Raw genomic sequence first — 24,217 nt, 5'->3', positions numbered from 1 at the left:
GGAATATGGATCACATTTTTTCTATAGTGCAGGCTTGTAAACCTGTACTGGATATCCCGTGCACGAAATATTTGAGATGCTCCTTGCGGTCTTCGACCGCGCCGCGCTGATGCTGATTTGCCTGTTTTTCCTCACCAGAACACGTCAGTTCCGGCAACTACTGCAAAAAGAGCAACACTCGCCGAGAGAGCGTGCGACGGTGACAGCCATCTTTTCATTGTTTGCGCTGTTCGGTACCTATTCCGGTATTAATGTTGAAGGGTCGCTCGTCAACGTGCGCGTCATTGCCGTGATGTCTGGCGGTATTCTCTTCGGCCCCTGGGTGGGGATTGCGACGGGTATCATTGCGGGAGTGCACCGCTATCTCATTGATATCGACGGTATCACTTCCGTACCTTGCCTGATTACCAGCATTATCGCCGGTATCACTTCCGGCTACATCAATAAGAAAGTCAAAAAAGAGCAGCAGTGGAGCATCGGGATTCTGGGCGGCATGCTGTGCGAATCGTTAACGATGCTGCTGGTGGTGGCATGGGCGACGCCGATCGAATTAGGGCTGGATATTGTTTCAAAAATTGCGGTGCCGATGATTCTCGGCTCTGTCTGTATTGGCCTGATTGTCTTGCTGGTGCAGAGCGTGGCGAATGAAAAAGAGGTGATTGCTGCCAGACAGGCTAAGCTCGCGCTGGATATTGCACATAAAACACTGCCGTATTTCCGCAATATCAACAGTGATTCGCTGACGGCTATCTGTCGCATTATTCGTACTGAAATTAATGCAGACGCGGTGGCGATAACGAATACACAGCATATTCAGGCGTATGTGGGGATTGGGGAGGAAAAATATAATATCGGCCACGACATTATCAGCCCAATGACGCAACAGGCGATTCATGACGGAAAAATCATCATTAAAAATAATGATGAACAGCACCTAACGCCGGAAATCCACTCGATGATTGTCATTCCGCTGTGGGAACACGGGCAGGTGACGGGTACGCTAAAAATCTATTATCGCCATGCCCACAAAATTACCTATTCATTACGCGTAATGGCCGTCGGTTTATCACAAATTATGTCAACGCAAATTGAAGTATCCCGCACCGAGCAGCTACGTGATATGGCAAATAAGGCGGAATTGAGAGCGCTACAAAGTAAAATCAACCCACACTTTCTTTTTAATGCGCTGAATGCGATTTCCTCGTCTATTCGTATTAATCCCGATACCGCGCGTCAGTTGGTGATCAATCTGTCACGCTATTTGCGCTATAACCTCGAGCTTAACGATGATGCGCTGATCGATATAAAAAAAGAGCTGTACCAGATACAGGATTATATCGCGATTGAGCAGGCGCGGTTTGGCGCCAAACTGACGGTGATTTACGACATCGATGACGATCTGGCGTATAAGGTCCCCAGCTTATTAATTCAGCCACTGGTGGAAAACGCGATTGTGCATGGTATTCAGCCTTGTCGAGGGAAAGGCACGGTGGTGCTATCCGTGAAAGAGCAGGGTGATAGGTTGCTGGTGGCGGTAAAAGACACGGGGCACGGTATTAGTCAGGAAACGATGGACCGCGTGGCGCGTAACGAGTTACCGGGGAATCGAATTGGCCTGCTGAATGTCCATCACCGCGTTCGCCTGCTTTATGGCGATGGCTTGCATATTCGTCGTCTGGAACCCGGTACTGAAATTTATTTCTATATTCCACGAGAAGAGAAAATACCGTCGGCCTTGCCGGATACCATTCAGGTGCCGCCGTCGGGATATTCTGCTGCTGAACAAACCGGAGGCAACCCATGAAAGCTATTATTGTTGAAGATGAGTTCCTCGCGCAGCAAGAGCTGAATTATCTTATCAAACAGCACAGTGATATTACGATTGAGGCGACATTTGATGACGGGCTGGATGTACTGAAGTATTTGCAGCATAACGAGGTCGATGCGATCTTTCTGGATATCAATATTCCCTCGTTGGACGGCGTCTGGCTGGCGCAAAATATCAGCAAATTTGCGCATAAGCCCTACATCATTTTTATTACGGCGTACAAAGAGCATGCGGTGGAGGCCTTTGAGGTCGAAGCCTTTGATTACATTCTTAAGCCGTACCATGAATCACGTATTGTCACGATGCTACGTAAGTTGGAAGCGACCTGGCAACAGCGGCAAATGACTCCCGCTGTCGACACCGGCGCGTCTTCTGGTGCGCCGAGGAGTGCGCAGCACACCATTAACTTGATGAAAGACGAACGCATTATCGTCACGGATATCAACAATATCTACTATGCCGCGGCGCAGGAAAAGGTCACGCTGGTTTATACCCGACGTGAGGAATTCATCATGCCGATGAATATTACGGAGTTTTGTAGCCGTTTGCCGGAAGAGTATTTCTTCCGCTGTCACCGTTCTTACTGCGTCAACCTGACAAAAATCCGTGAAATTGTGCCGTGGTTTAACAACACCTATATCCTGCGATTGAACGACCTAGATTTTGAAGTGCCGGTAAGCCGGAGCAAGATAAAGGCGTTTAGGTCATTGATGCGCCTTTAACGGCATTTCATTCCGCGTTTCAGGCATCTCATTCCCCATTCGATCAACCACTGTCAGCCCGCTTGTATACTGGCTCCAGCCCATAAGCTGACAGTGTTTTGATGGATTTTTCCTTCTCCACATCAGCTTATATTTTTTAGCGTACCGAGTGAATCGGACCAATTTGATGTAGGGGAAAGCCCATGAATACCAAACCTGTTAACCGTGGATTGATCGTCCTCGGTACGATCATCACCCAAATGGGACTCGGAACGATTTACACCTGGAGTTTGTTCAACCAGCCGCTGGTGGACAAATTTGGCTGGACGCTGAGTTCAGTGGCGACGACGTTTTCCATCACCAGTTTCTGTCTGGCTTTTGCTACGTTGTTTGCCGGTAAGTTTCAGGAGCGCATTGGTCTGCGTCGCCTGACCATGATTGCCGGTATCGCGCTGGGCGCGGGGCTGATGGCGAGTGCGGTGAGCTCGTCGCTGACGCTGATTTATTTGCTGATGGGCGTGGTTGTCGGTTTTGCTGACGGTACGGCTTATATCACGACGTTGTCCAACCTGATCAAATGGTTCCCGAATCGGAAAGGGTTAATCGCGGGCATTTCTGTTGGCGCCTTTGGTACCGGAAGCCTGCTGTTCAAATACGTCAACAGCTTTTTGATTGCAGAAGTCGGTGTGTCAGAAGCCTTTTTCTACTGGGGCGTTATCGTTATGGCGATGATTCTGGTCGGGAGTTCACTGCTGAAAGAACCTGCTGCGGTGCCAGTTCAACAGAGTGCGGCTCAGGGACAGACGCGAGACTTTTCGCTGGCTGAAATGTTGGCAACAAAAGAGTCGTATTTGCTATTTATTATCTTCTTCACCGCGTGCATGAGTGGGTTGTATTTGATCGGTATCGTGAAAGATATTGGCGTACAAATGGCCGGAATGGATAGGGCGATGGCGGCCAATGCGGTGTCGGCGATTGCGATTTTTAATACCGTGGGACGCATAGTCCTTGGCGCGCTTTCCGACAGTGTCGGGCGTATGCGGGTCATCAGCTTTACGCTGTTCGTGACGATTCTTGCGGTCTCCGTAATGACGTTCCTGCCGCTGAATCCGCTGCTGTTCTTTATCTGTGTCAGCGCGATTGCTTTCTGCTTTGGTGGCAATATCACCGTGTTCCCAGCGATTGTCGGTGACTTCTTTGGCCTGAAAAATCACAGCAAAAACTATGGCGTCATTTATCAGGGATTCGGCATTGGCGCGCTGTCGGGTTCGTTTATCGCGGCGCAGCTTGGAGGCTTCCAGGCTACATTTACGGCAATCATCATCATGTCTGTCGTTTCGCTGCTGATTACTCTGTGGGTCAAACCACCTAAACATCAACCGGTTAGTGCTTCACTGCGTGCAGATATGGCTCACGCTCAAAGCTAATCGAATACCGTGGCGGGCAGCCGATGTTCTGCTCGCCACAAGATTGTCCGATTATAAAACTCGCCTCGACCTCCTGCTGTTCAACCCTCGTTCTCTACTACAACAAAGATGCGTTTAGTAAGGCAGGGCTCGACCCTGATAAGCCGCCACGGACCTGGAATGAACTGGCGTACGATGCGGCGCGGTTGCGCCAGAGTGGGATGACGTGCGGCTATACGAATGCAGGATTGAGGCGGTGACCGAAGCGTATGCCGAGTTTCAACGGCTTGGGGTGCGGATTTGGGTGAACACGCTGGATTGTTCGCATTCTCTCGACTATAGCGATACGCACGCCTTAGCGGATCCTGACGCCGTATGGGGAGCATTAATTCGTGCTGGGGTGGGCGCGATTCAGGTCGATCACGTCGACGCGTTTATCGATTTTCGATCAACGCTGTTGTACTGACGCAGCAGGATTAACATCAGATAGGACGCCGCTTTCCTTTTGAAAAGTGTAAAGTTATGTGGATTTAGTAACTGAAAAGTTAAGAATGCTTGAAAATGCCACGGCAACCCATACGATGTATGTGTTGCAAACTTTATCTTTCTGCGAGAGGAAATCAGACCTTTATGATGCGTATTGCGCTTTTCCTGATCACCAACCTGGCGGTGATGTTGGTTTTCGGGCTGGTACTCAGCCTGACGGGAATTCAGTCCAGCAGTGTCCAGGGCTTAATGATTATGGCTGGGCTGTTTGGCTTTGGCGGTGCGTTTGTTTCACTGCTGATGTCTAAATGGATGGCGTTACGATCCGTTGGCGGTGAAGTCATTGAACAACCACGTAACGAAACGGAACGCTGGCTGATGGAAACCGTTCGTACTCAGTCACAGCAAGCAGGGATCGCGATGCCGCAGGTGGCTATCTACCATGCGCCGGACATCAATGCCTTTGCGACGGGAGCCCGTCGTGATGCGTCGCTGGTGGCGGTCAGTACCGGTTTGTTGCAAAACATGAGTCGTGACGAAGCAGAAGCCGTTATCGCGCATGAAATCAGCCACATCGCGAATGGCGACATGGTGACCATGACGTTGGTTCAGGGGATAGTGAATACTTTCGTTATCTTCGTTTCCCGTCTGATTGCTCAGGTCGTTTCCGGTTTCCTGTCCGGCAACCGTGATGAAGAGGAAAGTAGTAACGGTAACCCGCTGGTTTATTTTGCTGTCGCGACCGTGCTGGAACTGGTGTTTGGTATTCTTGCTAGCATTATCACCATGTGGTTCTCGCGCTACCGTGAATTCCACGCGGATGCGGGGTCAGCCAAGCTGGTGGGGCGTGAGAAAATGATCGCTGCACTGCAACGCTTGAAGACCAGCTATGAACCGCAGGAAGAGAGCAGCATGATGGCTTTCTGCATTAACGGAAAATCGAAATCCTTCAGCGAACTGTTTATGTCTCACCCGCCGTTGGATAAGCGTATTGAAGCGCTCCGTTCCGGTGATTACCTGAAGTAATTCACGATGTTTTCTTCCCAAAGGCCCGCTCGGGCCTTTGTTATTTCTGCGTTTATTGATCCAACAAACCTGCGTTTTTTCCGTTCGTGTGTTTTCATTAGATCTGAAACAGGTGGTGAAAATAGGAAGAATGTTTTATAAAATAAAACCACGATCACGGAAAAATGAAACGTTGTTTCTATAATGCCGATATAACAGGCGTCTCGCGTGAGGTTGGTGGCCTGATTTTTGAACAACCGGTGTCGGGGTAACCCGTTTGCTGGGCGATCGGAATGTCAGGTTATCGAAGAGTATGCGCGTGTGGCGTCAGATTCTTCATGATAAGTTCTAAGGATTTACGGATGGCCAAAGGTAACAAGATCCCCCTAACGTTCCATACCTACCAGGATTCAGCAACTGGCACCGAAGTTGTGCGTTTAACCCCGCCCGATGTTATCTGCCACCGCAACTATTTCTACCAGAAGTGCTTCTTCAATGACGGCAGCAAGCTGCTGTTTGGTGCTGCGTTTGACGGCCCGTGGAACTACTATCTGCTGGATTTAAAAGAGCAGAGCGCTACGCAGTTGACTGAAGGCAAAGGCGACAACACCTTCGGCGGCTTCCTGTCCCCGAATGACGATGCGCTGTATTACGTTAAAAATACTCGTAATTTGATGCGTGTCGATCTGGAGACACTGGAAGAGAAAACGATTTATCAGGTGCCTGACGACTGGGTTGGTTACGGTACCTGGGTTGCTAACTCCGATTGCACCAAAATGGTCGGTATTGAGATCAAAAAAGAAGACTGGAAACCACTGACCGATTGGAAAAAATTCCAGGAATTCTACTTCACTAATCCTTGCTGCCGCCTGATTCGTGTCGATTTGGTTACGGGCGAAGCACAGACTATCCTTCAGGAAAACCAGTGGCTGGGTCACCCAATCTACCGTCCGGGTGATGACAACACCGTAGCTTTCTGCCACGAAGGTCCGCATGACCTGGTTGATGCCCGTATGTGGTTCATCAACGAAGATGGGACCAACATGCGTAAAGTGAAAGAGCATGCTGAAGGCGAAAGCTGCACCCACGAATTCTGGGTGCCGGATGGTTCAGCGATGATTTACGTCTCTTACCTGAAAGACGATAGCAATCGCTATATCCGTAGCATCGATCCTGTTACGCTGGAAGATCGTCAACTGCGCGTCATGCCGCCGTGTTCTCACCTGATGAGTAACTATGATGGCACGCTGTTAGTCGGTGATGGTTCCGATGCGCCAGCCGACGTGCAGGACGATGGTGGCTATAAAATCGAGAACGATCCGTTCCTGTATGTTTTCAACCTGAAAACGGGCAAAGAACACCGTATTGCACAGCACAATACATCCTGGGAAGTGTTAGAAGGGGATCGTCAGGTGACTCACCCGCATCCTTCTTTCACGCCGGATAATAAACAAGTTCTGTTTACTTCTGACGTAGATGGCAAACCTGCGCTGTATCTGGCGAAGGTTCCTGATTCAGTCTGGAACTAATAATACTAATAAATCCGCGTCACATTTTATGGCGCGGATTATTTTAATAATATTTACTTACATATTATTTTATTAAGTCTCTGACGCGGTTATTTCTCAAACTTAACTTGATTATCGTTGTTGCTCCATTGCCATAATCAAAGCGTTCCCTTTATACTAAAACCATTGTTCTATTTTTTTTAAAACAAAAAAACCTGAGTAGGGTAACCACAAAAATGGCTATTGCAGATTTAGATAAACAACCCGATTCCGTGTCGTCCGTTTTAAAGGTTTTTGGTATTTTGCAGGCATTAGGTGAAGAGAGAGAAATTGGTATTACCGAGCTTTCTCAGCGAGTCATGATGTCCAAGAGTACCGTTTACCGCTTCTTGCAGACGATGAAATCCCTAGGCTATGTCGCGCAGGAAGGTGAATCAGAGAAATATTCGCTAACGCTCAAGTTGTTTGAACTTGGGGCTAAAGCATTGCAGAACGTCGATTTAATCCGCAGTGCGGATATACAGATGCGTGAGTTGTCTGCTCTAACGCGGGAAACGATCCACCTTGGTGCGTTGGATGAAGACGGCATCGTTTATATCCACAAGATTGATTCGATGTATAACCTGCGTATGTATTCGCGTATTGGTCGCCGTAATCCGCTGCACAGTACCGCAATCGGTAAAGTGCTGTTGGCATGGCGCGATCGTGGCGAAGTAGAAGAAATTCTGTCGACGGTTGAATTCACCCGCAGTACGCCACACACGCTGTGTACTGCTGAAGATCTTCTCAATCAATTAGACGTTGTCCGCGGACAAGGTTACGGAGAAGACAACGAAGAGCAGGAAGAAGGGCTGCGTTGTATCGCTGTGCCAGTATTCGATCGTTTTGGCGTGGTGATTGCTGGCCTCAGTATTTCTTTTCCGACGATTCGTTTTTCGGAAGAAAACAAACACGAATATGTGGCTACGCTGCATACGGCCGCCAGAAATATCTCTGAGCAAATGGGCTACCACGATTACCCATTCTGATATCCTCTATCGATACCTGAGCCTGTCCTGACCGACAGGCTTTTTTTTGGTTCATTCCTTGCCGTCGCACACAACGTTGAAAAACGCGCTCCACGTTTTTTATTTTTGTACCAATACGATAGCGCTGCGTATCGATATGATATGGGGAACGGATAGAGTTGGGTATCGAACTTGGCTACGTCACGGTGTTAAGATAGCCCACAGGTACTGTCATAAGTGGTTATAAGTGGAGTCGTTGTGAACATATTAGAAGTGGTTTTTGTCTTGTTGGTTGTGCTGCTGGCCGCGCTGATCTGGTTTTTTGTGAATCGGGCGAGCGTCAGAGCGAATGAGCAAGTGAAATTGCTGCAAGAGGTCGTAGAGCAGCAACGCCAGCAGTTAGCATTATTGAAAAAATTGTTGCCCCAGAATGCAGAGAAAAGTGAGCCTGAAGCGCTTACCGCCGATTTCGAGCGTGATGACGTGGAATTAACGTTTAAAAGTGTCATTCCTGAACGTTAATGGCGCCATCACTGTGTCGCGTTTCACCCCCGATCTCTTTGCCTGTTCACGTCATTTTTCATACTGATGGCGTGAGTGAGCATGGTTATAAAAATGAAGAAAGCTTTACAGGAAGCACAAAAACAACATGGCAAATGCGCAAAACAACATAGCAAGTAATCAAAAAGATAGAGCAAGCGATCAACAGGAACTGGTTTTAAAACGAGGGTTAAAAAACCGGCATATTCAACTGATAGCGTTGGGTGGCGCGATTGGTACTGGCTTGTTTTTAGGGATATCGCAAACTATTCAAATGGCTGGGCCGTCCGTTTTATTGGGCTACGCGATTGCCGGAATGATTGCGTTTCTGATTATGCGACAACTGGGTGAGATGGTGGTGGAAGAGCCCGTAGCAGGTTCGTTCAGCCATTTTGCTTATAAATACTGGGGCGATTTTGTGGGCTTTCTGGCCGGTTGGAACTACTGGGCGATGTTTATTCTGGTAGGGATGGCTGAACTGACGGCCGTGGGGATTTATATCCAATACTGGTGGCCCGAAACGCCAACCTGGCTGTCCGCCGCGATATTCTTCGTGCTCATTAACCTGATCAATCTGGTGAATGTACGGATGTTTGGGGAAACGGAGTTCTGGTTCGCCATTATCAAAGTGCTGGCCATCGTCGGGATGATTGTCTTCGGCAGTTGGCTGCTGCTGAGTGGTAATGGCGGCGAAACGGCAACGATACGTAATCTATGGATTCATGGCGGATTCATGCCGAATGGTGCAAGTGGATTGATCATGGCCATGGCGGTGATCATGTTTTCATTCGGCGGTCTGGAATTAGTCGGTATCACCGCTGCCGAAGCGGCCGATCCGAAACGCTCTATCCCTCAGGCGACCAATCAGGTGGTCTATCGCATCTTGATTTTCTATATCGGTGCGCTGTCTATTTTGTTGTCGCTTTATCCGTGGGGAAATGTCGTTGATGGTGGTAGCCCGTTCGTTCTCATCTTCCATGCGCTGAATAGCAATTTGGTGGCAAACGTACTGAACATTGTGGTACTCACAGCGGCGTTATCGGTTTACAACAGTGGCGTGTACTGCAATAGCAGGATGCTGTACGGTTTGGCAAAACAGGGGAATGCGCCGAAATCTCTCGCGAAGGTTAACGGACGCGGTGTGCCTGTCCGCTCTATCGCGTTGTCAGCCTTGGCGACATCGTTCGGTGTAGCAATCAACTACCTGATGCCAGGCAAAGCGTTTGAGCTGTTGATGGCGCTGGTGGTGTCAACGCTGGTGATTAACTGGATCATGATCTGCTTTGCACATCTGCGTTTCCGTCAGGCGATGATGGCGAAGGGCATTGTCCCTGCCTTCAAAGCCTTCTGGTATCCGTGGAGCAACTACCTGTGTCTGGCGTTTTTGGCGGGGATTTTGGTGATTATGCTGCTGTCGCCGGGTATTCGCATTTCGGTCATTTTAATTCCATTCTGGATTGCCGTTATTTGGCTGGGTTTCAGACTTTCCCGTAAAAATAGCGCGACGCTGAAGTCGACGCAAACACAGTAAACATGCCTGTAGCCTGAACATCGTACGGTAACGATGTTCAGGCTACCCATCCAACTTTAATACGCCACTTATAAGGTGTATCATTGTCCCCGACGTTATCCATGTCACGCTAGTGCACGCCTTTAGTCGTGTGCACCATGTGTATATATTTCACAGAGTACAGAGGAATAGCATGGTTAACACTTTTGATTTTCAATTGATAGACGATTTTTGCATGTGAGCTTTCGTGTGGCTCACCACTGTAAATAAGGGAATTATAATGCCAGTTATCACCCTTCCTGATGGAAGTCAGCGTCATTACGACCACGCCGTTTCTCCCCTGGATGTTGCACTTGATATTGGTCCCGGTCTGGCAAAAGCCTGTATCGCCGGACGCGTCAATGGCGAGCTGGTTGATGCCAGCGATAAAATCGATACCGATGCGCAGTTAGCTATCATCACTGCCAAAGATGAAGCGGGTCTGGAAATTATTCGCCACTCCTGTGCGCACTTATTGGGTCATGCGATCAAGCAATTGTGGCCAGATACCAAAATGGCGATTGGTCCGGTTATCGATAACGGTTTTTACTACGACGTAGATATCGACCGTACCCTGACTCAGGAAGATATTGAGCTGCTCGAAAAGCGTATGCACGAGCTTGCTGACACTGACTATGACGTCATTAAGAAAAAAGTCAGTTGGCAGGAAGCGCGCGATGCGTTCGCTGCGCGTGGTGAGACCTACAAAATGGCGATTCTGGATGAGAACATCAGTCGCGATGATCGTCCGGGTCTGTATCACCATGAAGAATACATCGATATGTGCCGTGGTCCGCACGTACCGAATATGCGTTTCTGCCACCATTTCAAATTGCAGAAAACGTCGGGCGCTTACTGGCGCGGCGACAGCAAAAACAAAATGCTGCAACGTATCTACGGCACAGCGTGGGCGGACAAAAAGCAATTGGCTTCTTATCTGCAACGTCTGGAAGAAGCGGCGAAGCGTGACCACCGCAAGATCGGCAAACAGCTTGACCTGTACCATATGCAGGAAGAAGCGCCAGGTATGGTGTTCTGGCACAACGACGGCTGGACGATCTTCCGCGAACTGGAAGCATTTGTGCGCATGAAGCTGAAGTCGTACCAGTATCAGGAAGTAAAAGGTCCATTCATGATGGATCGCGTGATGTGGGAAAAAACCGGTCACTGGGAAAACTACAAAGAAGCGATGTTCACGACCTCATCAGAAAACCGTGAATACTGCATCAAGCCGATGAACTGCCCGGGTCACGTACAGATTTTCAATCAGGGATTGAAATCATACCGCGATCTGCCGTTGCGTATGGCTGAGTTCGGTAGCTGTCACCGTAATGAACCATCTGGCTCTCTGCATGGCTTAATGCGCGTGCGTGGCTTTACTCAGGATGATGCGCACATCTTCTGTACGGAAGAGCAGGTTCGTGATGAAGTGAACAGCTGCATTAAGATGGTGTATGACATGTACAGCACCTTCGGTTTTGAAAAAATCGTGGTGAAACTGTCTACGCGTCCTGAAAAACGAATCGGTAGCGATGAAATGTGGGATCGCGCTGAAGCTGACTTGGCCGCAGCGTTGACTGAAAATAACATCGAATTTGACTATCAGCCGGGTGAAGGGGCGTTCTACGGCCCAAAAATTGAATTTACTCTGCATGACTGTTTGGATCGAGCGTGGCAGTGTGGTACGGTGCAACTCGACTTTTCATTACCGGGTCGTCTGAATGCGTCTTACGTTGGCGAAAGCAACGAGCGTCAGGTGCCGGTTATGATTCACCGGGCTATTTTGGGATCAATGGAGCGTTTCATCGGTATTCTGACCGAAGAGTTCGCTGGTTTCTTCCCGACTTGGTTAGCTCCGGTTCAAGCGGTGATTATAAATATCACTGATAGCCAGTCTGATTATGTCAACGAATTGACCCGAAAACTGCAAGAAGCGGGCATTCGTGTAAAAGCAGACTTGAGAAATGAGAAGATAGGCTTTAAAATCCGCGAACACACTTTACGCCGGGTTCCCTATATGTTGGTTTGTGGCGACAAAGAGGTCGAGGCAGGAAAAGTTGCTGTCCGTACTCGTCGTGGTAAAGACCTTGGGAGCATGGATGTCAGTGAAGTCATCAGTAAGCTGCAGCAAGAGATTCGCAGCCGTAGTCTTCATCAATTGGAGGTATAGGTATTAAAGGCGGAAAACGAGTTCAACCGGCGCGTCCTAATCGCATCAACAGAGAGATTCGCGCACATGAGGTACGCCTATCAGGCGTCGAAGGCGAACAGCTGGGCATCGTAAGTCTAAATGAAGCATTAGAAAAAGCCGAAGAAGCAGGTGTTGATTTAGTTGAAATCAGTCCGAACGCCGAGCCGCCGGTTTGCCGAATTATGGATTACGGCAAGTTCCTTTATGAGAAGAGTAAGGCTACAAAGGAACAGAAGAAAAAACAAAAAGTTATTCAGGTTAAGGAAATTAAATTCCGACCTGGTACCGATGATGGCGACTATCAGGTCAAACTACGCAACCTGGTTCGCTTTCTGGAAGATGGTGACAAAGCCAAAATTACACTGCGTTTCCGCGGTCGTGAAATGGCGCACCAACAGATTGGTATCGAAGTGCTTAACCGCGTTCGTGACGATCTGAGTGAACTGGCAGTGGTCGAATCCTTCCCAACGAAGATCGAAGGCCGCCAGATGATCATGGTGCTAGCACCGAAGAAGAAACAGTAAGGCATTCAAGTAGCAAGACCGTACAACCTCTGTGTTGTACGGCTTTGTTCGCCTTATCTGATTCGTTTTATTAACAATGCGAAGTGGAAATAACAATGCCAAAGATTAAAACAGTACGTGGCGCCGCTAAACGCTTTAAAAAAACCGCAAGCGGTGGTTTTAAGCGTAAGCATGCTAACCTGCGTCATATTCTGACCAAAAAGTCTACTAAGCGTAAACGTCACCTGCGTCCGAAAGGCATGGTCTCCAAAGGAGATCTGGGCCTGGTTGTCGCATGTCTGCCGTACGCATAAGTAACCTTTTTTTAATTCAGAATAAGACTTTAGGAGAGAGCATATGGCTCGCGTAAAACGTGGTGTAGTTGCCCGTGCACGTCACAAGAAAATATTGAAACAAGCGAAAGGTTACTACGGTGCCCGTTCGCGTGTTTATCGTGTTGCCTTCCAGGCAGTAATCAAAGCTGGCCAATACGCTTACCGCGACCGTCGTCAACGTAAACGTCAATTCCGTCAGCTGTGGATTGCACGTATCAATGCGGCAGCTCGTCAAAACGGTTTGTCTTACAGCAAATTCATCAACGGCCTGAAAAAAGCCTCTGTTGAAATTGACCGTAAGATTCTGGCTGATATCGCAGTATTCGACAAATTAGCGTTCAGCGCGCTGGTCGAAAAAGCGAAAGCAGCACTGGCGTAAGTCAGTTGAAAGAGGGAGCTTTGGCTCCCTTTTTTCGTCGAGCACTACACTTTTCGTTTTTATTATTTATAAGACAAGGTAACGCAAGTATGAATGCTGCTATTTTCCGTTTCTTTTTTTACTTTAGCGCCTGAACTCAGGGGGCTTTGCGCGTAAGAAAAGAAACGAAAAGTAGCGCTTAAGCCTCCCTTCGGGAGGCTTTTTTGTTTACGATAATCGGTTTTTGCTATTGTTTTTAGTAATATTTATCGCTTTAGTAAAACGACATTCTTCAATCATGACCGTTGGCCACATAGGCAGAAAAAGAGGAACACAATGCCACATCTCGCAGAGCTGGTAGCTAAAGCCAGAACAGCTATAGAAGAGGCCCAGGATGTTGCCGCACTGGAAAATGTGCGTGTCGAATATCTGGGTAAAAAAGGTCACTTAACCCTTCAGATGACCTCGCTGCGCGAGTTGCCGGCTGAAGAACGCCCTGCTGCGGGTGCCGTTATTAACCAGGCTAAGCAAGACGTTCAGGACGCGCTGAATGCCCGTAAGCACACGCTGGAATCCGCGGAGTTGAATGCGCGTCTGGCGCAAGAAACCATCGATGTCTCGCTGCCGGGTCGCACGATTGAGAATGGTGGCTTGCATCCAGTGACGCGCACTATCGATCGCATCGAAACCTTTTTCGGCGAGCTGGGTTTCTCCGTGGTAACCGGACCAGAAATCGAAGACGACTATCACAATTTTGATGCGCTGAATATTCCAGGACATCACCCTGCGCGTGCGGACCATGACACGTTCTGGTTTGATGCGACACGCCTGCTGCGTACGCAGACATCTGGTGTTCAGATTCGTACCATGGAAAAGCAGCAACCGCCTATCCGTATCATCGCGCCGGGTCGCGTTTATCGTAACGATTACGATCAGACTCACACGCCGATGTTCCATCAGATGGAAGGGTTGATCGTCGATAAAGACATCAGCTTCACCAACCTGAAAGGCACGTTGCATGATTTCCTGCGTAATTTCTTTGAGGAAGACTTGCAGGTTCGCTTCCGTCCGTCTTATTTCCCGTTTACTGAACCGTCTGCTGAAGTGGATGTGATGGGCAAAAACGGCAAATGGCTGGAAGTCCTGGGCTGCGGAATGGTGCACCCGAACGTCCTGCGTAATGTCGGTATCGATCCGGAAGTGTATTCCGGTTTCGCGTTCGGTATGGGTATGGAGCGCTTGACGATGCTGCGCTATGGCGTGACCGATCTGCGTGCATTCTTCGAAAACGATCTGCGTTTCCTCAAACAGTTTAAGTAAGGCGGGTATACATCATGAAATTCAGTGAACTCTGGTTACGCGAGTGGGTAAACCCAGCGGTTGACAGTGAAACGCTATCCGAACAAATCACGATGGCAGGGCTAGAAGTGGATGGCGTTGAGCCGGTTGCTGGCGCATTCCACGGTGTGGTTGTCGGTGAAGTGGTTGAATGTGGCCAACACCCGAATGCGGACAAACTGCGTGTGACGAAAGTGAATGTAGGCGGCGATCGCCTACTGGACATCGTCTGTGGTGCGCCGAACTGCCGTCAGGGATTGAAAGTGGCGGTAGCAACGGTGGGCGCTGTGTTGCCAGGCGATTTTAAAATCAAAGCCGCCAAGCTGCGTGGCGAGCCGTCCGAAGGCATGCTGTGTTCCTTTTCCGAATTAGGTATTTCCGACGATCACGACGGTATCATCGAGCTGCCAGCAGATGCGCCGATTGGTACGGATATTCGTGAGTATCTGAAGCTGGATGATAACGCGATTGAAATCAGCGTGACGCCAAACCGTGCGGATTGCCTCGGCATTATCGGTGTGGCGCGTGATGTGGCCGTGTTGAATCAGTTGACGTTGAATGAACCGACTATTGAACCCGTTGATGCGACGATTCAGGATACCTTCCCGATTAAGGTCGATGCGCCACAGGCATGCCCGCGTTACTTAGGCCGTGTGGTGAAAGGCATCAATGTTAAGGCGGCAACGCCACTGTGGATGCGTGAAAAGCTGCGCCGTTGCGGTATTCGTTCTATCGATCCGGTTGTTGATGTGACGAACTACGTTTTGCTGGAGCTCGGCCAACCAATGCATGCGTTCGATCTTGATCGCCTCAACGGCGGCATTATCGTGCGGATGGCGACAGAAGGTGAAACGTTAACGCTGCTGGATGGCAACGAAGCGAAGCTGAACGCGGATACGCTGGTTATCGCTGACCAGCAGAGTGCGCTGGCGATGGGCGGTATCTTTGGCGGCGAGCATTCTGGCGTCAATGAAGAAACGCAAAATGTTCTGCTTGAATGCGCTTACTTCAACCCACTGTCAATTACTGGACGCGCACGTCGTCACGGTTTGCACACCGATGCGTCTCACCGCTACGAGCGTGGCGTCGATCCGGCGTTACAGCACAAAGCCATTGAGCGCGCGACTCGTCTGCTGATCGATATTTGCGGTGGTGAAGCGGGCCCAGTAGTTGATGTGACTAGCGAGACAGACCTGCCGACGCGTGCAACGATTACGCTGCGTCGTGAGAAGCTGGATCGTCTGATTGGCCATGTGATTGCCGATGAGCAGGTAAGCGATATTCTGCAACGTCTGGGTTGTAACGTTGCGAAAACCGATTCAGGTTGGCAGGCGACGGCACCAAGCTGGCGTTTCGACATGGAGATTGAAGAGGATTTGGTTGAAGAAGTCGCGCGTATTTACGGCTATAACAACATTCCGAATATTCCGACTCAGGCTCCGTTGGTCATGACTGCGCATCGCGAAGCGTCATTGTCATTGAAGCGAGTGAAGACCTTATTAGTCGATCACGGTTATCAAGAAGCAATTACTTACAGTTTTGTTGACCCGAAAATTCAGGGATTAATCCACCCTGATGAAGCGTCGTTGAGTTTGCCGAGCCCGATTTCCGCAGAGATGTCTGTGATGCGTTTATCGCTGTGGAGCGGCTTGCTGAGCGCGGCGGTATATAACCAAAACCGCCAACAAAGCCGCCTGCGCCTGTTTGAAAGTGGTCTCCGTTTTGTTCCTGACAGCAGTGCTGACCTAGGAATTCGTCAGGATCTGATGCTGGCGGGTGTGATTACTGGCACGCGTTATGAAGAGCATTGGGATCTGGCGCGTCAGGCTGTTGACTTCTATGATTTAAAAGGCGATTTGGAAGCGGTACTGGCATTGACGGGAAAACTGTCTGAAATCGAATTCAAGGCCGAAAACAATCCGGCATTGCATCCGGGACAAAGTGCTGCTATTTATCTGGGCGACAAACGTATTGGATTTATTGGCGTTATTCATCCAGAACTGGAGCGCAAGTTGGATCTCAACGGGCGCACCGTGGTGTTCGAACTGTTGTGGGACAAGGTTGCAGACCGCATATTGCCTGAAGCGAGCGAGGTTTCCCGCTTCCCAGCGAACCGTCGTGATATTGCCGTTGTGGTCGCTGAAAATGTCCCCGCAGGAGATATTTTGGCCGAGTGTAAGAAAGTTGGCGCAAATCAGTTAGTTGGCGTAAACTTATTCGACGTGTACCGAGGGAAGGGCGTAGCGGAAGGTTATAAGAGTCTGGCTATCAGTCTGACCCTGCAAGATACCACGCGTACACTGGCAGAAGAGGAAATTGCCGCTACCGTTGCTGAATGCGTAGCAGCATTAAAACAGCGATTCCAAGCATCCTTGAGGGATTGAACCTATGGCGCTTACTAAAGCTGAAATGTCAGAATACCTGTTTGAGAAGCTCGGGCTGAGCAAACGGGATGCCAAAGAGCTAGTCGAGCTGTTTTTTGAAGAAGTTCGTCGCGCTTTGGAAAATGGCGAGCAGGTCAAGTTGTCAGGTTTTGGCAATTTTGATTTGCGAGACAAGAACCAACGTCCGGGACGTAACCCAAAAACTGGCGAAGATATTCCGATTACGGCGCGCCGTGTGGTCACGTTCCGTCCGGGGCAAAAGCTAAAAAGCAGGGTAGAGAACGCCTCTCCCAAAGAGTAACAGTGTCACCCAAAAAGGCCGCGCAAGCGGCCTTTTCCTATTTGATTCGTCTTCACCTTGTCTATTTCTACACTGGATCGGTATCCGCTGGGGCAGCTTGCTGCGCGGCTAGACGGGTTGCCCGCTCGTTTGACGCTTTTGGCACTGTCTCTTTCTTCGGCTTCGGATAATCCGGCACCGGCCTATGATCGTCGATCAAGTGGCGTATTGCCAGAATGGGGTGACGTAACAGCATCCGCGGTCCTGACCAGCGCATAATTGCTTTTATCGCTTCGCGTCTGGCGGGTTGATAGCAGTGGATAGGGCAATGCTTACACGCGGGTTTATCTTCACCGAATTGACAGCGTTCCAGACGCTTGATGGCATAGTTGAATAAATCTTTATACTGCACGTTATCGTCGGTTTCAGGGTGGTGCTTTTCATACAATTCAATCATCAATCCGACGGTACGGATCTCCCGCTGTCGGTACTTTCCCAAGGGTTTTCTCGCCATGTGCGTCATGTCCTGATGAAACTATAATAGATGCATTTTAAATGCAATTTATTGCAAGGGGAACGACTGAAGTCACATCTATGCGCAAAAGGCAGAGAGAGAAAAACGGAAAGAAAAAGGCGAGGGTAAACCTCGCCGCAGACCGTTCATAAACCTATTTGCCGAATGAAAACGGGAGTAACGGGATAGAAGAGTAAAGCGTTTGCGCTATGGACAAAGGCGTCAGGAACGCCTTTGAACGTCGCTTGCGACGACCCTGTAAAGGGTGAATCTCAGGGATGAGATTCATATCTGCGCAATCCGAGCGTACATGGACGTATTCACAGCGTCTTTACGATCTATCCGTTATTCCCGCTCTACGGACTCTGTCAGCAACCTCAGGTGAGGATAAACCTCGCCGAAGGAAGAGAAAAATCAGGCCTGACCGAACTGTGCCTGATGTAATTGGGCATAGATGCCACTTTGCTCCAGCAGTACCTGATGGCTGCCTTGCTCAATGATGCAGCCGTTATCCACCACCACAATGCGTCCGGCATTCTGTATGGTGGCTAGTCTGTGGGCGATGACCAACGTGGTACGCCCTGCGGAAAGCTCGCTGAGCGACTGTTGTATTGCCTGCTCCGTTGCCGTATCCAGTGCGGATGTGGCTTCGTCAAGAATCAGAATCGGTGGGTTTTTCAGGAAGATGCGTGCGATCGATAGACGTTGTTTCTGCCCGCCCGACAACTTAACGCCGCGCTCACCCACCACGGTATCCAGCCCATCGGGCAGATTCTCGATCAGTTCATCTAACCGTGCACGCCGTGCGGCTTCCATAATTTCATCATCGCTGGCATCAAGTTTACCATAGGCGATATTTTCCCGGATGGTGCCGCCGAACAGGAATACATCCTGCTGTACGATACCAATTTGGCTGCGTAGAGACGCCTGTGTCATCTGGCGGATATCCGTGCCATCAATGGTGATGGCTCCGCAGGTTAAATCGTAGAAGCGGGGAAGTAGAGAGCAAAGCGTGGTTTTGCCTGCGCCTGACGGACCGACAAAGGCTACGGTTTCCCCTGCGCGAATCGACAGGTCAATATTGCGCAGAATCGGACGACCGGCGGAATAGCCAAAGCCCACCTGATTAAAGCGGATATCGCCTCTCAGTGATCCGGCATCATGGGCATCGGGGGCGTCGGCAATCTCGGGAACGGTGTCTATCAGTTGAGTAAAGCGCTTGAAACCCGCAATACCTTTGGGATAGCTCTCCAGCACCGAGGTAATCTTGGCTACTGGGCGGAAGAACACTTCAATCAGCAACAAGAAGCCGATAAAACCGCCGTAGCTGAGTTCTCCCTGAATGACATACCAAATGCCTGCCAGCATAACGATAAGCTGTATCAGGCGCGTGCTGAGGTAGCTGAGGGTTATGCTGGCGGTCATGATGCGATAGGCCTGCAATTTAGTCCGACGGTAGTTTTCGTTATCGTTGGAGAATAGTTTCTTCTCATGCGCTTCATTAGCAAACGCTTTAACGACACGGATCCCCCCAACACTTTCTTCAATGCGGGCGTTGAAGTTACCAACCTGACCGAAGAGCTGACGCCAGGTCTCCGTCATGCGGGCGCCATAACGGCTGACAAGATACGTCATAAAAGGCACGATAATGATCGTCAACAACGCCAGATTCAGATGAACGGTTGCCATCAGGATGAAAGCACCGATAAACGTCATGATCGCGAGGAAAAGATCTTCCGGACCATGGTGGGCGATTTCCCCGACTTCCTCCAGATCTTTGGTGACGTGGGTGATGATATGCCCGGTCTTCATATTGTCGTAGTAACGGAACGGCAAATTTTGCAGGTGCTCAAAGGCCTGCCGCCGCATATCGGTTTCAATACCGACGCCCAGCGCATGTCCCCAATAGTTGACGATGGCCATCAGCGCAGTATTCAGCAGATAGACCGCCAATAGCGCCACCGACGCTAACAAGATCAGTGACCAGTCCTGAGCCGGTAGCAGCTTGTCGATGAACGCTTTAATCGCCATCGGGAACCCTAATTCAAGCAGCCCAGCGATAATGGCACAGCCGAAATCGAGGACGAATAACCCTTTGTATGGGGAATAGTACGAGAAGAAACGCCTTAACATGTGTGACTTTTTTTAGGTAACGAAATGTGAAGATGACTATAACAGGTTAGCGCGAAGAATGTGACCGCGCGCAGATTAGGGTTTTATTGACCTGGAAGCGCGATCGCACATCAGGGTGATGCCGCGCTTCAGTCAGTAGAAGACCGCGTCGCATACCAGCAGAGCAGTGAACCTGCCGTAACCATTGCGACGCCTTGCCAGAATGAAATGGCGGGCGTGATATTGAGCCAGAGCGCAGCCAATAGTGTGGAAAGCACGGGCGTGAAATAAGAGGCGGTTGCCAGCAGTGTCAGGTTGCCATGCTGAATGCCAGCATTCCAAGCAGAATAGGCCAGGGCTGTTGAGGCACCCATAAAGAGCAGTTGCAGTGAACTGGGTAATGTGAATGAAATGGCGCTTTCAGTGCTCAAGGCATACTGTATCCATAGCACGAGGGACGTGATGAAAAAGAACAACGATACGCCACTTTTTCCCTGTCCATAACGCTTGGTGATATTGCAATAGAGCGCCCAGGTCAAGGCCGCAGAAAACGCCAGAGTGTAGGCGAACGGGTTGGCAAGAATATTGTTCCATAAGAGTGCTGGCGTCCAGTTGTTGTCGCCTTTCATAATCCACACAATGCCGCCTAGCGAGAGAGCGAGACCCGGCCAGAGCAGGAAACGGCTTTTCTGCTGATTGATAAAAAGTGAGAAGAAGATGGTTAAGCTGGGCCACAAATAGTTAATCATCCCTATTTCTATCGCCTGCATACGGCTATCCGCTAACCCGATGGAGAGCGATAGAAAGATCTCGTAGCAGACAAACATCGCACCGCCCGTGAACAAATAAATGCGGGGCAGCGTTGTAATGCGGGGAAGACCATAAAAAGCCAGTAGACAGAGTGTGCTGGTGGAGTAAATCATCGCCGCGCCGCCGATGGGGCCAAGCGCTTCTGTCAAGCTGCGGATCAGCCCGACGGAGGTGCTCCATAGCATGATGGCCAGCAAGCCTGTTAGTGTGGCGCGTTGTGGCGTCATATTTATTCCTAGCTATGAAGTCTGTGCAGAAAAATCAAGAGCACACCGGACGCCGTTATCTGCGCTCGGTGTTCTTATCACAATGATTTATCGCCAGAAATCATCAAAAACGGTAATCGGTGGACGGCGTTTGTGTTCGGTCTTGCGATACCAGTTTTCGATAATGGCTGCATCCTTCGCATCGACCTGTTTGCCTTCCAGATAGTCATCGATCTTTTCATAGGTGACGCCTAGCGCAACTTCGTCGGGGAGAGACGGCCGGTCTTCTTCCAGATCGGCGGTAGGGGCTTTGGTATAAAGATGAGAAGGACAGCCCAGTTCACGCAGCAGCGCTTTGCCCTGACGCTTGTTCAGTCTGAAAATGGGGTTGATATCAGTGCCGCCATCACCGTATTTGGTGAAGAAGCCCGTTACCGCCTCTGCTGCATGATCGGTACCGACGACCAATCCGGCGTTCATCCCCGCGATACTGTACTGCGCCTTCATACGCTCTCTGGCTTTTTCGTTGCCTTTGACAAAATCGGAAAGCTCTACGCCAATGGCGCGCAAGGTGGCTTCACTGGCCTCAATGGCGGGCTTGATGTTGACGGTTAATACGCGGTCCGGTTGGATAAAGGCGATGGCGTCCTGACAGTCGGCTTCGTCAGCCTGTACGCCGTAAGGCAATCGAACGGCGATGAACTGGTAGCGTGCGTTTCCCGTCTCATTGCGTAATTCCGTGATAGCCGTCTGACACAGTTTGCCGGTCAGCGTAGAATCCTGACCACCGCTGATGCCCAAAACTAGCGACGTAACGAACGGGTGCGCATTCAGATAATTCTTTAAAAAATCAACGCTAACACGGATTTCCTGTGCTGGATCGATACTGCTTTTCACTCTCAACGCAGTGATAATGTCGCTTTGTAATGACATGCCATCTCCCTCCTGAACTTATTGATACTGCAAAAGAATTATTACGATTGCCTGAGTGTAAAACGAATTAGCGTGAAGAAAAAGAACAAGCTATCAGGTAGTCATTTTCCCTATAGATAACCCGTTTTGACTATCGACCAAGATGTTACATCCCTACGTTATGATTTGAAAAAGTGGTCGCCGCCGACTAGCCTTAGGCTGACCCATTAATAATGAGGTGATGAAATGAAGAATAACAGATTATTGGTATGTATTGCGGCGGCAGGTGCTGTCATGCTGGCGGGATGTTCGGCGTATAACAAGGCAGAAAGCTATGTTAATGAGCCAGTGGTGAAAGATGTGAAGGTGGGAATGACAAAGCAGCAGGTCCATCAACTCGCAGGCAGCGGAATGGAAAGGCGTCTGGTGAATGCCAAGGGTACCTGTAGCGATTATCTGCTGAAAAACCGTGATGGCACTGCACAGAACTATTTCGTGAGCTACAACGACACTGGCCATGTTCTCAATAAAGGCTTCCAGAGCTGCCAGGCTTACGACACTAACCCACAGCGCTAACCTTATTAGCCTGATGGCACGAGATCGTTATTAGAAAAGTGTCATAAAAAACGTAAGGAACGTTTTTCAACGTTGTGTAGCAACGGCCCATCATAAAAAAACGCCGACAGCATCAGCCATCGGCGTTTTCTTTTGTGCAGCAGAGGTGGCTTAGCGGTGCGTCAACTCAGCATCATCCTGTGCGTTGAAAACCGTTTTGTCCGTTTGCTTCATCAACTGGCTGGTGACCGTACCGGCCGTCATAGATCCGCTGACGTTAAGCGCCGTACGGCCCATATCGATAAGCGGCTCAATGGAAATCAGCAACGCGACAAGCGTTACCGGCAGCCCCATCGCAGGCAGAACAATTAACGCAGCAAAGGTGGCTCCACCGCCCACACCGGCTACGCCGGCAGAACTGATGGTGACGATACCGACCAGCGTTGCGATCCAGACCGGATCCAACGGGTTAATGCCAACCGTTGGGGCGACCATGACGGCCAACATGGCTGGGTAAAGGCCCGCACAGCCGTTCTGACCGATGGTTGTACCGAAAGACGCGGCAAAGCTGGCGATAGATTGCGGCACGCCAATACGACGCGTTTGTGCCTCAATGCTAAGTGGGATCGTCGCCGCACTGGAGCGGCTGGTAAATGCGAACGTCAGTACCGGCCAGACTTTACGGTAAAAACGTGCCGGATTGATACCCGTAAAAGACAGGATCAATGCATGGACACCGAACATAATTGCTAGTCCCAGATAGGACGCGACAACGAAACTGCCCAGCTTGAGGATGTCTTGCAGGTTAGAACTGGCGACCATTTTTGTCATTAACGCCATGACGCCGTAAGGAGTCAATTTCATCACCAGACGAACGAGTTTCATCACCCAGGATTGCAGCGTGTCAATGGCGGTTAACACTCGTTCGCCTTTCACTGCGTCATCTTTCAGCAGTTGCAGAGCGGCAACGCCAAGGAAAGCCGCGAAGACGACGATGCTGATGATGGATGTCGGGTTAGCACCAGTCAGCTCAGCAAACGGGTTTTTGGGAATGAATGACAGGATAAGCTGAGGAACGTTAAGGTCAGCAACTTTGCCCGCATAGTTGTTTTCAATCGCCGTTAATCGCGCGGTTTCCTGCGCGCCTTGTACCAGTCCGGTCGCCGTTAGGCCAAACAGGTTAGTCACAAAGACGCCGACCAGCGCAGAAATCAACGTGGTGATCAACAGGGTGGAAAGGGTCAATAGGCTGATTTTCCCTAATGACGACGCATTATGCAGTTTGGCAACGGAATTCAGAATGGAGATAAAAACCAGTGGCATGACGATCATCTGTAACAGCTGCACATAGCCATTACCGACGATATTAAACCATGAGATGGACTGCTTGATGACTGGGTTGTCGCCGCCATAAATCAGATGCAGCGTCAGGCCAAATAACACCCCAACAACTAATCCCAGCAACACTTTCTTTGCCAGACTCCAGGAGGCATTACGACTGGTGTAACCGAGCCCGAGTAGTAATATGATAAATAGTAGAATATTTATGAGTAGCGGAAAATTCATCCAGCTTTGCTCCCTATCAGTGAATCGCACCACATTGGCCATACCCTGCGTCACAACGCAGAACGGTGGCGGCAGTGTGATCTTTTGCGATAAAAAATAACAAACGCGCACAGGATAGCAGGT

22 protein-coding genes, 2 pseudogenes and 1 other annotated feature are annotated in these 24,217 nt (G+C 49.8%); of the genes and pseudogenes, 19 read left to right on the top strand and 5 right to left on the bottom strand.

The genetic code is table 11. From position 1 onward, the window contains the following. Window positions 1-58 precede the first annotated feature (58 nt). The 18 genes and pseudogenes from H0247_RS02755 to ihfA all read left to right on the top strand — a co-directional run bounded on the left by H0247_RS02755 (window position 59) and on the right by ihfA (window position 17,440). Complete coding sequence (locus tag H0247_RS02755; protein WP_180741138.1) at window positions 59-1,804, top strand: sensor histidine kinase; 1,746 nt, start codon at window positions 59-61, stop codon at window positions 1,802-1,804. Beyond that, window positions 1,801-2,550: a LytTR family DNA-binding domain-containing protein gene (locus tag H0247_RS02750; protein WP_180741137.1), complete on the top strand. Its 750-nt coding sequence runs from the start codon at window positions 1,801-1,803 to the stop codon at window positions 2,548-2,550. The genes H0247_RS02755 and H0247_RS02750 overlap by 4 nt, the downstream gene beginning before the upstream one ends. A gap of 182 nt (window positions 2,551-2,732) precedes the next feature. Further along, window positions 2,733-3,956 carry an OFA family MFS transporter gene (locus tag H0247_RS02745; RefSeq protein WP_180741136.1) on the top strand — a complete coding sequence of 408 codons (1,224 nt, stop codon included), beginning with the start codon at window positions 2,733-2,735 and terminating at the stop codon, window positions 3,954-3,956. 80 nt (window positions 3,957-4,036) lie between these two features. Next, window positions 4,037-4,177, top strand: a pseudogene (locus H0247_RS02740) (extracellular solute-binding protein); the annotation flags it as partial. A 5-nt stretch (window positions 4,178-4,182) separates the two neighbouring features. Next, a pseudogene (locus tag H0247_RS02735) lies at window positions 4,183-4,401 on the top strand (glycerophosphodiester phosphodiesterase); the annotation flags it as partial. 164 nt (window positions 4,402-4,565) lie between these two features. Continuing rightward, window positions 4,566-5,447, top strand: coding sequence for a protease HtpX (gene htpX / locus H0247_RS02730; RefSeq protein WP_180741135.1), 882 nt, complete (start codon window positions 4,566-4,568; stop codon window positions 5,445-5,447). A 341-nt stretch (window positions 5,448-5,788) separates the two neighbouring features. Beyond that, a complete protein-coding gene (gene ogl / locus H0247_RS02725; RefSeq protein WP_180741134.1) occupies window positions 5,789-6,955 on the top strand; it encodes an oligogalacturonate lyase in 1,167 nt (388 codons plus the stop codon). A gap of 215 nt (window positions 6,956-7,170) precedes the next feature. After that, the gene (kdgR, locus tag H0247_RS02720; RefSeq protein ID WP_180741133.1) at window positions 7,171-7,962 is read left to right on the top strand and encodes a DNA-binding transcriptional regulator KdgR; all 792 of its coding nucleotides are present in this window, start codon (window positions 7,171-7,173) and stop codon (window positions 7,960-7,962) included. A 237-nt stretch (window positions 7,963-8,199) separates the two neighbouring features. After that, window positions 8,200-8,463: a YebO family protein gene (locus H0247_RS02715; protein ID WP_180741132.1), complete on the top strand. Its 264-nt coding sequence runs from the start codon at window positions 8,200-8,202 to the stop codon at window positions 8,461-8,463. A gap of 127 nt (window positions 8,464-8,590) precedes the next feature. After that, complete coding sequence (locus H0247_RS02710) at window positions 8,591-10,012, top strand: amino acid permease (protein WP_180741131.1); 1,422 nt, start codon at window positions 8,591-8,593, stop codon at window positions 10,010-10,012. 259 nt (window positions 10,013-10,271) lie between these two features. Beyond that, entirely contained in the window at window positions 10,272-12,200 is a 1,929-nt protein-coding gene (gene thrS, locus H0247_RS02705) for a threonine--tRNA ligase (protein WP_180741130.1), read from the top strand. A gap of 2 nt (window positions 12,201-12,202) precedes the next feature. Then, window positions 12,203-12,745, top strand: coding sequence for a translation initiation factor IF-3 (gene infC, locus H0247_RS02700; RefSeq protein WP_180741438.1), 543 nt, complete (start codon window positions 12,203-12,205; stop codon window positions 12,743-12,745). Window positions 12,746-12,840: 95 nt separating this feature from the next. Then, window positions 12,841-13,038, top strand: coding sequence for a 50S ribosomal protein L35 (gene rpmI, locus H0247_RS02695; protein WP_006118955.1), 198 nt, complete (start codon window positions 12,841-12,843; stop codon window positions 13,036-13,038). 43 nt (window positions 13,039-13,081) lie between these two features. Then, the gene (gene rplT, locus H0247_RS02690) at window positions 13,082-13,438 is read left to right on the top strand and encodes a 50S ribosomal protein L20 (protein WP_005968887.1); all 357 of its coding nucleotides are present in this window, start codon (window positions 13,082-13,084) and stop codon (window positions 13,436-13,438) included. Window positions 13,439-13,522: 84 nt separating this feature from the next. After that, window positions 13,523-13,646, top strand: a sequence feature (Phe leader region). Continuing rightward, complete coding sequence (gene pheM, locus H0247_RS19675) at window positions 13,528-13,572, top strand: pheST operon leader peptide PheM (protein WP_106120997.1); 45 nt, start codon at window positions 13,528-13,530, stop codon at window positions 13,570-13,572. Its footprint overlaps the feature before it by 45 nt. Before the next feature lie 107 nt (window positions 13,647-13,753). Continuing rightward, the gene (gene pheS, locus H0247_RS02680; protein WP_015840133.1) at window positions 13,754-14,737 is read left to right on the top strand and encodes a phenylalanine--tRNA ligase subunit alpha; all 984 of its coding nucleotides are present in this window, start codon (window positions 13,754-13,756) and stop codon (window positions 14,735-14,737) included. 14 nt (window positions 14,738-14,751) lie between these two features. Then, a complete protein-coding gene (pheT, locus tag H0247_RS02675) occupies window positions 14,752-17,139 on the top strand; it encodes a phenylalanine--tRNA ligase subunit beta (protein WP_180741128.1) in 2,388 nt (795 codons plus the stop codon). Between the two features lie 4 nt (window positions 17,140-17,143). Then, window positions 17,144-17,440, top strand: a complete 297-nt coding sequence (gene ihfA, locus H0247_RS02670; RefSeq protein ID WP_009112984.1) for an integration host factor subunit alpha — start codon at window positions 17,144-17,146, stop codon at window positions 17,438-17,440. A gap of 67 nt (window positions 17,441-17,507) precedes the next feature. On the opposite strand, the gene H0247_RS02665 is transcribed toward ihfA, so the two are convergent. The 4 genes from H0247_RS02665 to nadE all read right to left on the bottom strand — a co-directional run bounded on the left by H0247_RS02665 (window position 17,508) and on the right by nadE (window position 21,994). After that, window positions 17,508-17,933, bottom strand: coding sequence for a nitrous oxide-stimulated promoter family protein (locus tag H0247_RS02665; protein ID WP_180741127.1), 426 nt, complete (start codon window positions 17,931-17,933; stop codon window positions 17,508-17,510). Between the two features lie 414 nt (window positions 17,934-18,347). Next, window positions 18,348-20,066, bottom strand: a complete 1,719-nt coding sequence (locus tag H0247_RS02660) for an ABC transporter ATP-binding protein (RefSeq protein ID WP_180741126.1) — start codon at window positions 20,064-20,066, stop codon at window positions 18,348-18,350. Between the two features lie 128 nt (window positions 20,067-20,194). After that, window positions 20,195-21,082, bottom strand: a complete 888-nt coding sequence (gene yddG, locus H0247_RS02655; protein WP_180741125.1) for an aromatic amino acid DMT transporter YddG — start codon at window positions 21,080-21,082, stop codon at window positions 20,195-20,197. Between the two features lie 87 nt (window positions 21,083-21,169). Continuing rightward, window positions 21,170-21,994 (bottom strand): ammonia-dependent NAD(+) synthetase, encoded by an 825-nt coding sequence (gene nadE, locus H0247_RS02650; RefSeq protein WP_180741124.1) that lies wholly within the window; start codon window positions 21,992-21,994, stop codon window positions 21,170-21,172. Between the two features lie 225 nt (window positions 21,995-22,219). On the opposite strand from nadE, the gene osmE reads away from it, so the two are divergent. Further along, window positions 22,220-22,549: an osmotically-inducible lipoprotein OsmE gene (gene osmE / locus H0247_RS02645; protein WP_180741123.1), complete on the top strand. Its 330-nt coding sequence runs from the start codon at window positions 22,220-22,222 to the stop codon at window positions 22,547-22,549. 150 nt (window positions 22,550-22,699) lie between these two features. On the opposite strand, the gene H0247_RS02640 is transcribed toward osmE, so the two are convergent. Next, complete coding sequence (locus tag H0247_RS02640) at window positions 22,700-24,094, bottom strand: L-cystine transporter (RefSeq protein WP_180741122.1); 1,395 nt, start codon at window positions 24,092-24,094, stop codon at window positions 22,700-22,702. Window positions 24,095-24,217 lie beyond the last annotated feature (123 nt).

The sequence above is a fragment of the Pectobacterium sp. CFBP8739 genome, from assembly GCF_013449375.1.
Taxonomy (GTDB): domain Bacteria; phylum Pseudomonadota; class Gammaproteobacteria; order Enterobacterales; family Enterobacteriaceae; genus Pectobacterium.
The sequence above is the reverse complement of the archived record's forward strand: the minus strand, read 5'-3'. Positions and strand labels throughout refer to the sequence as shown.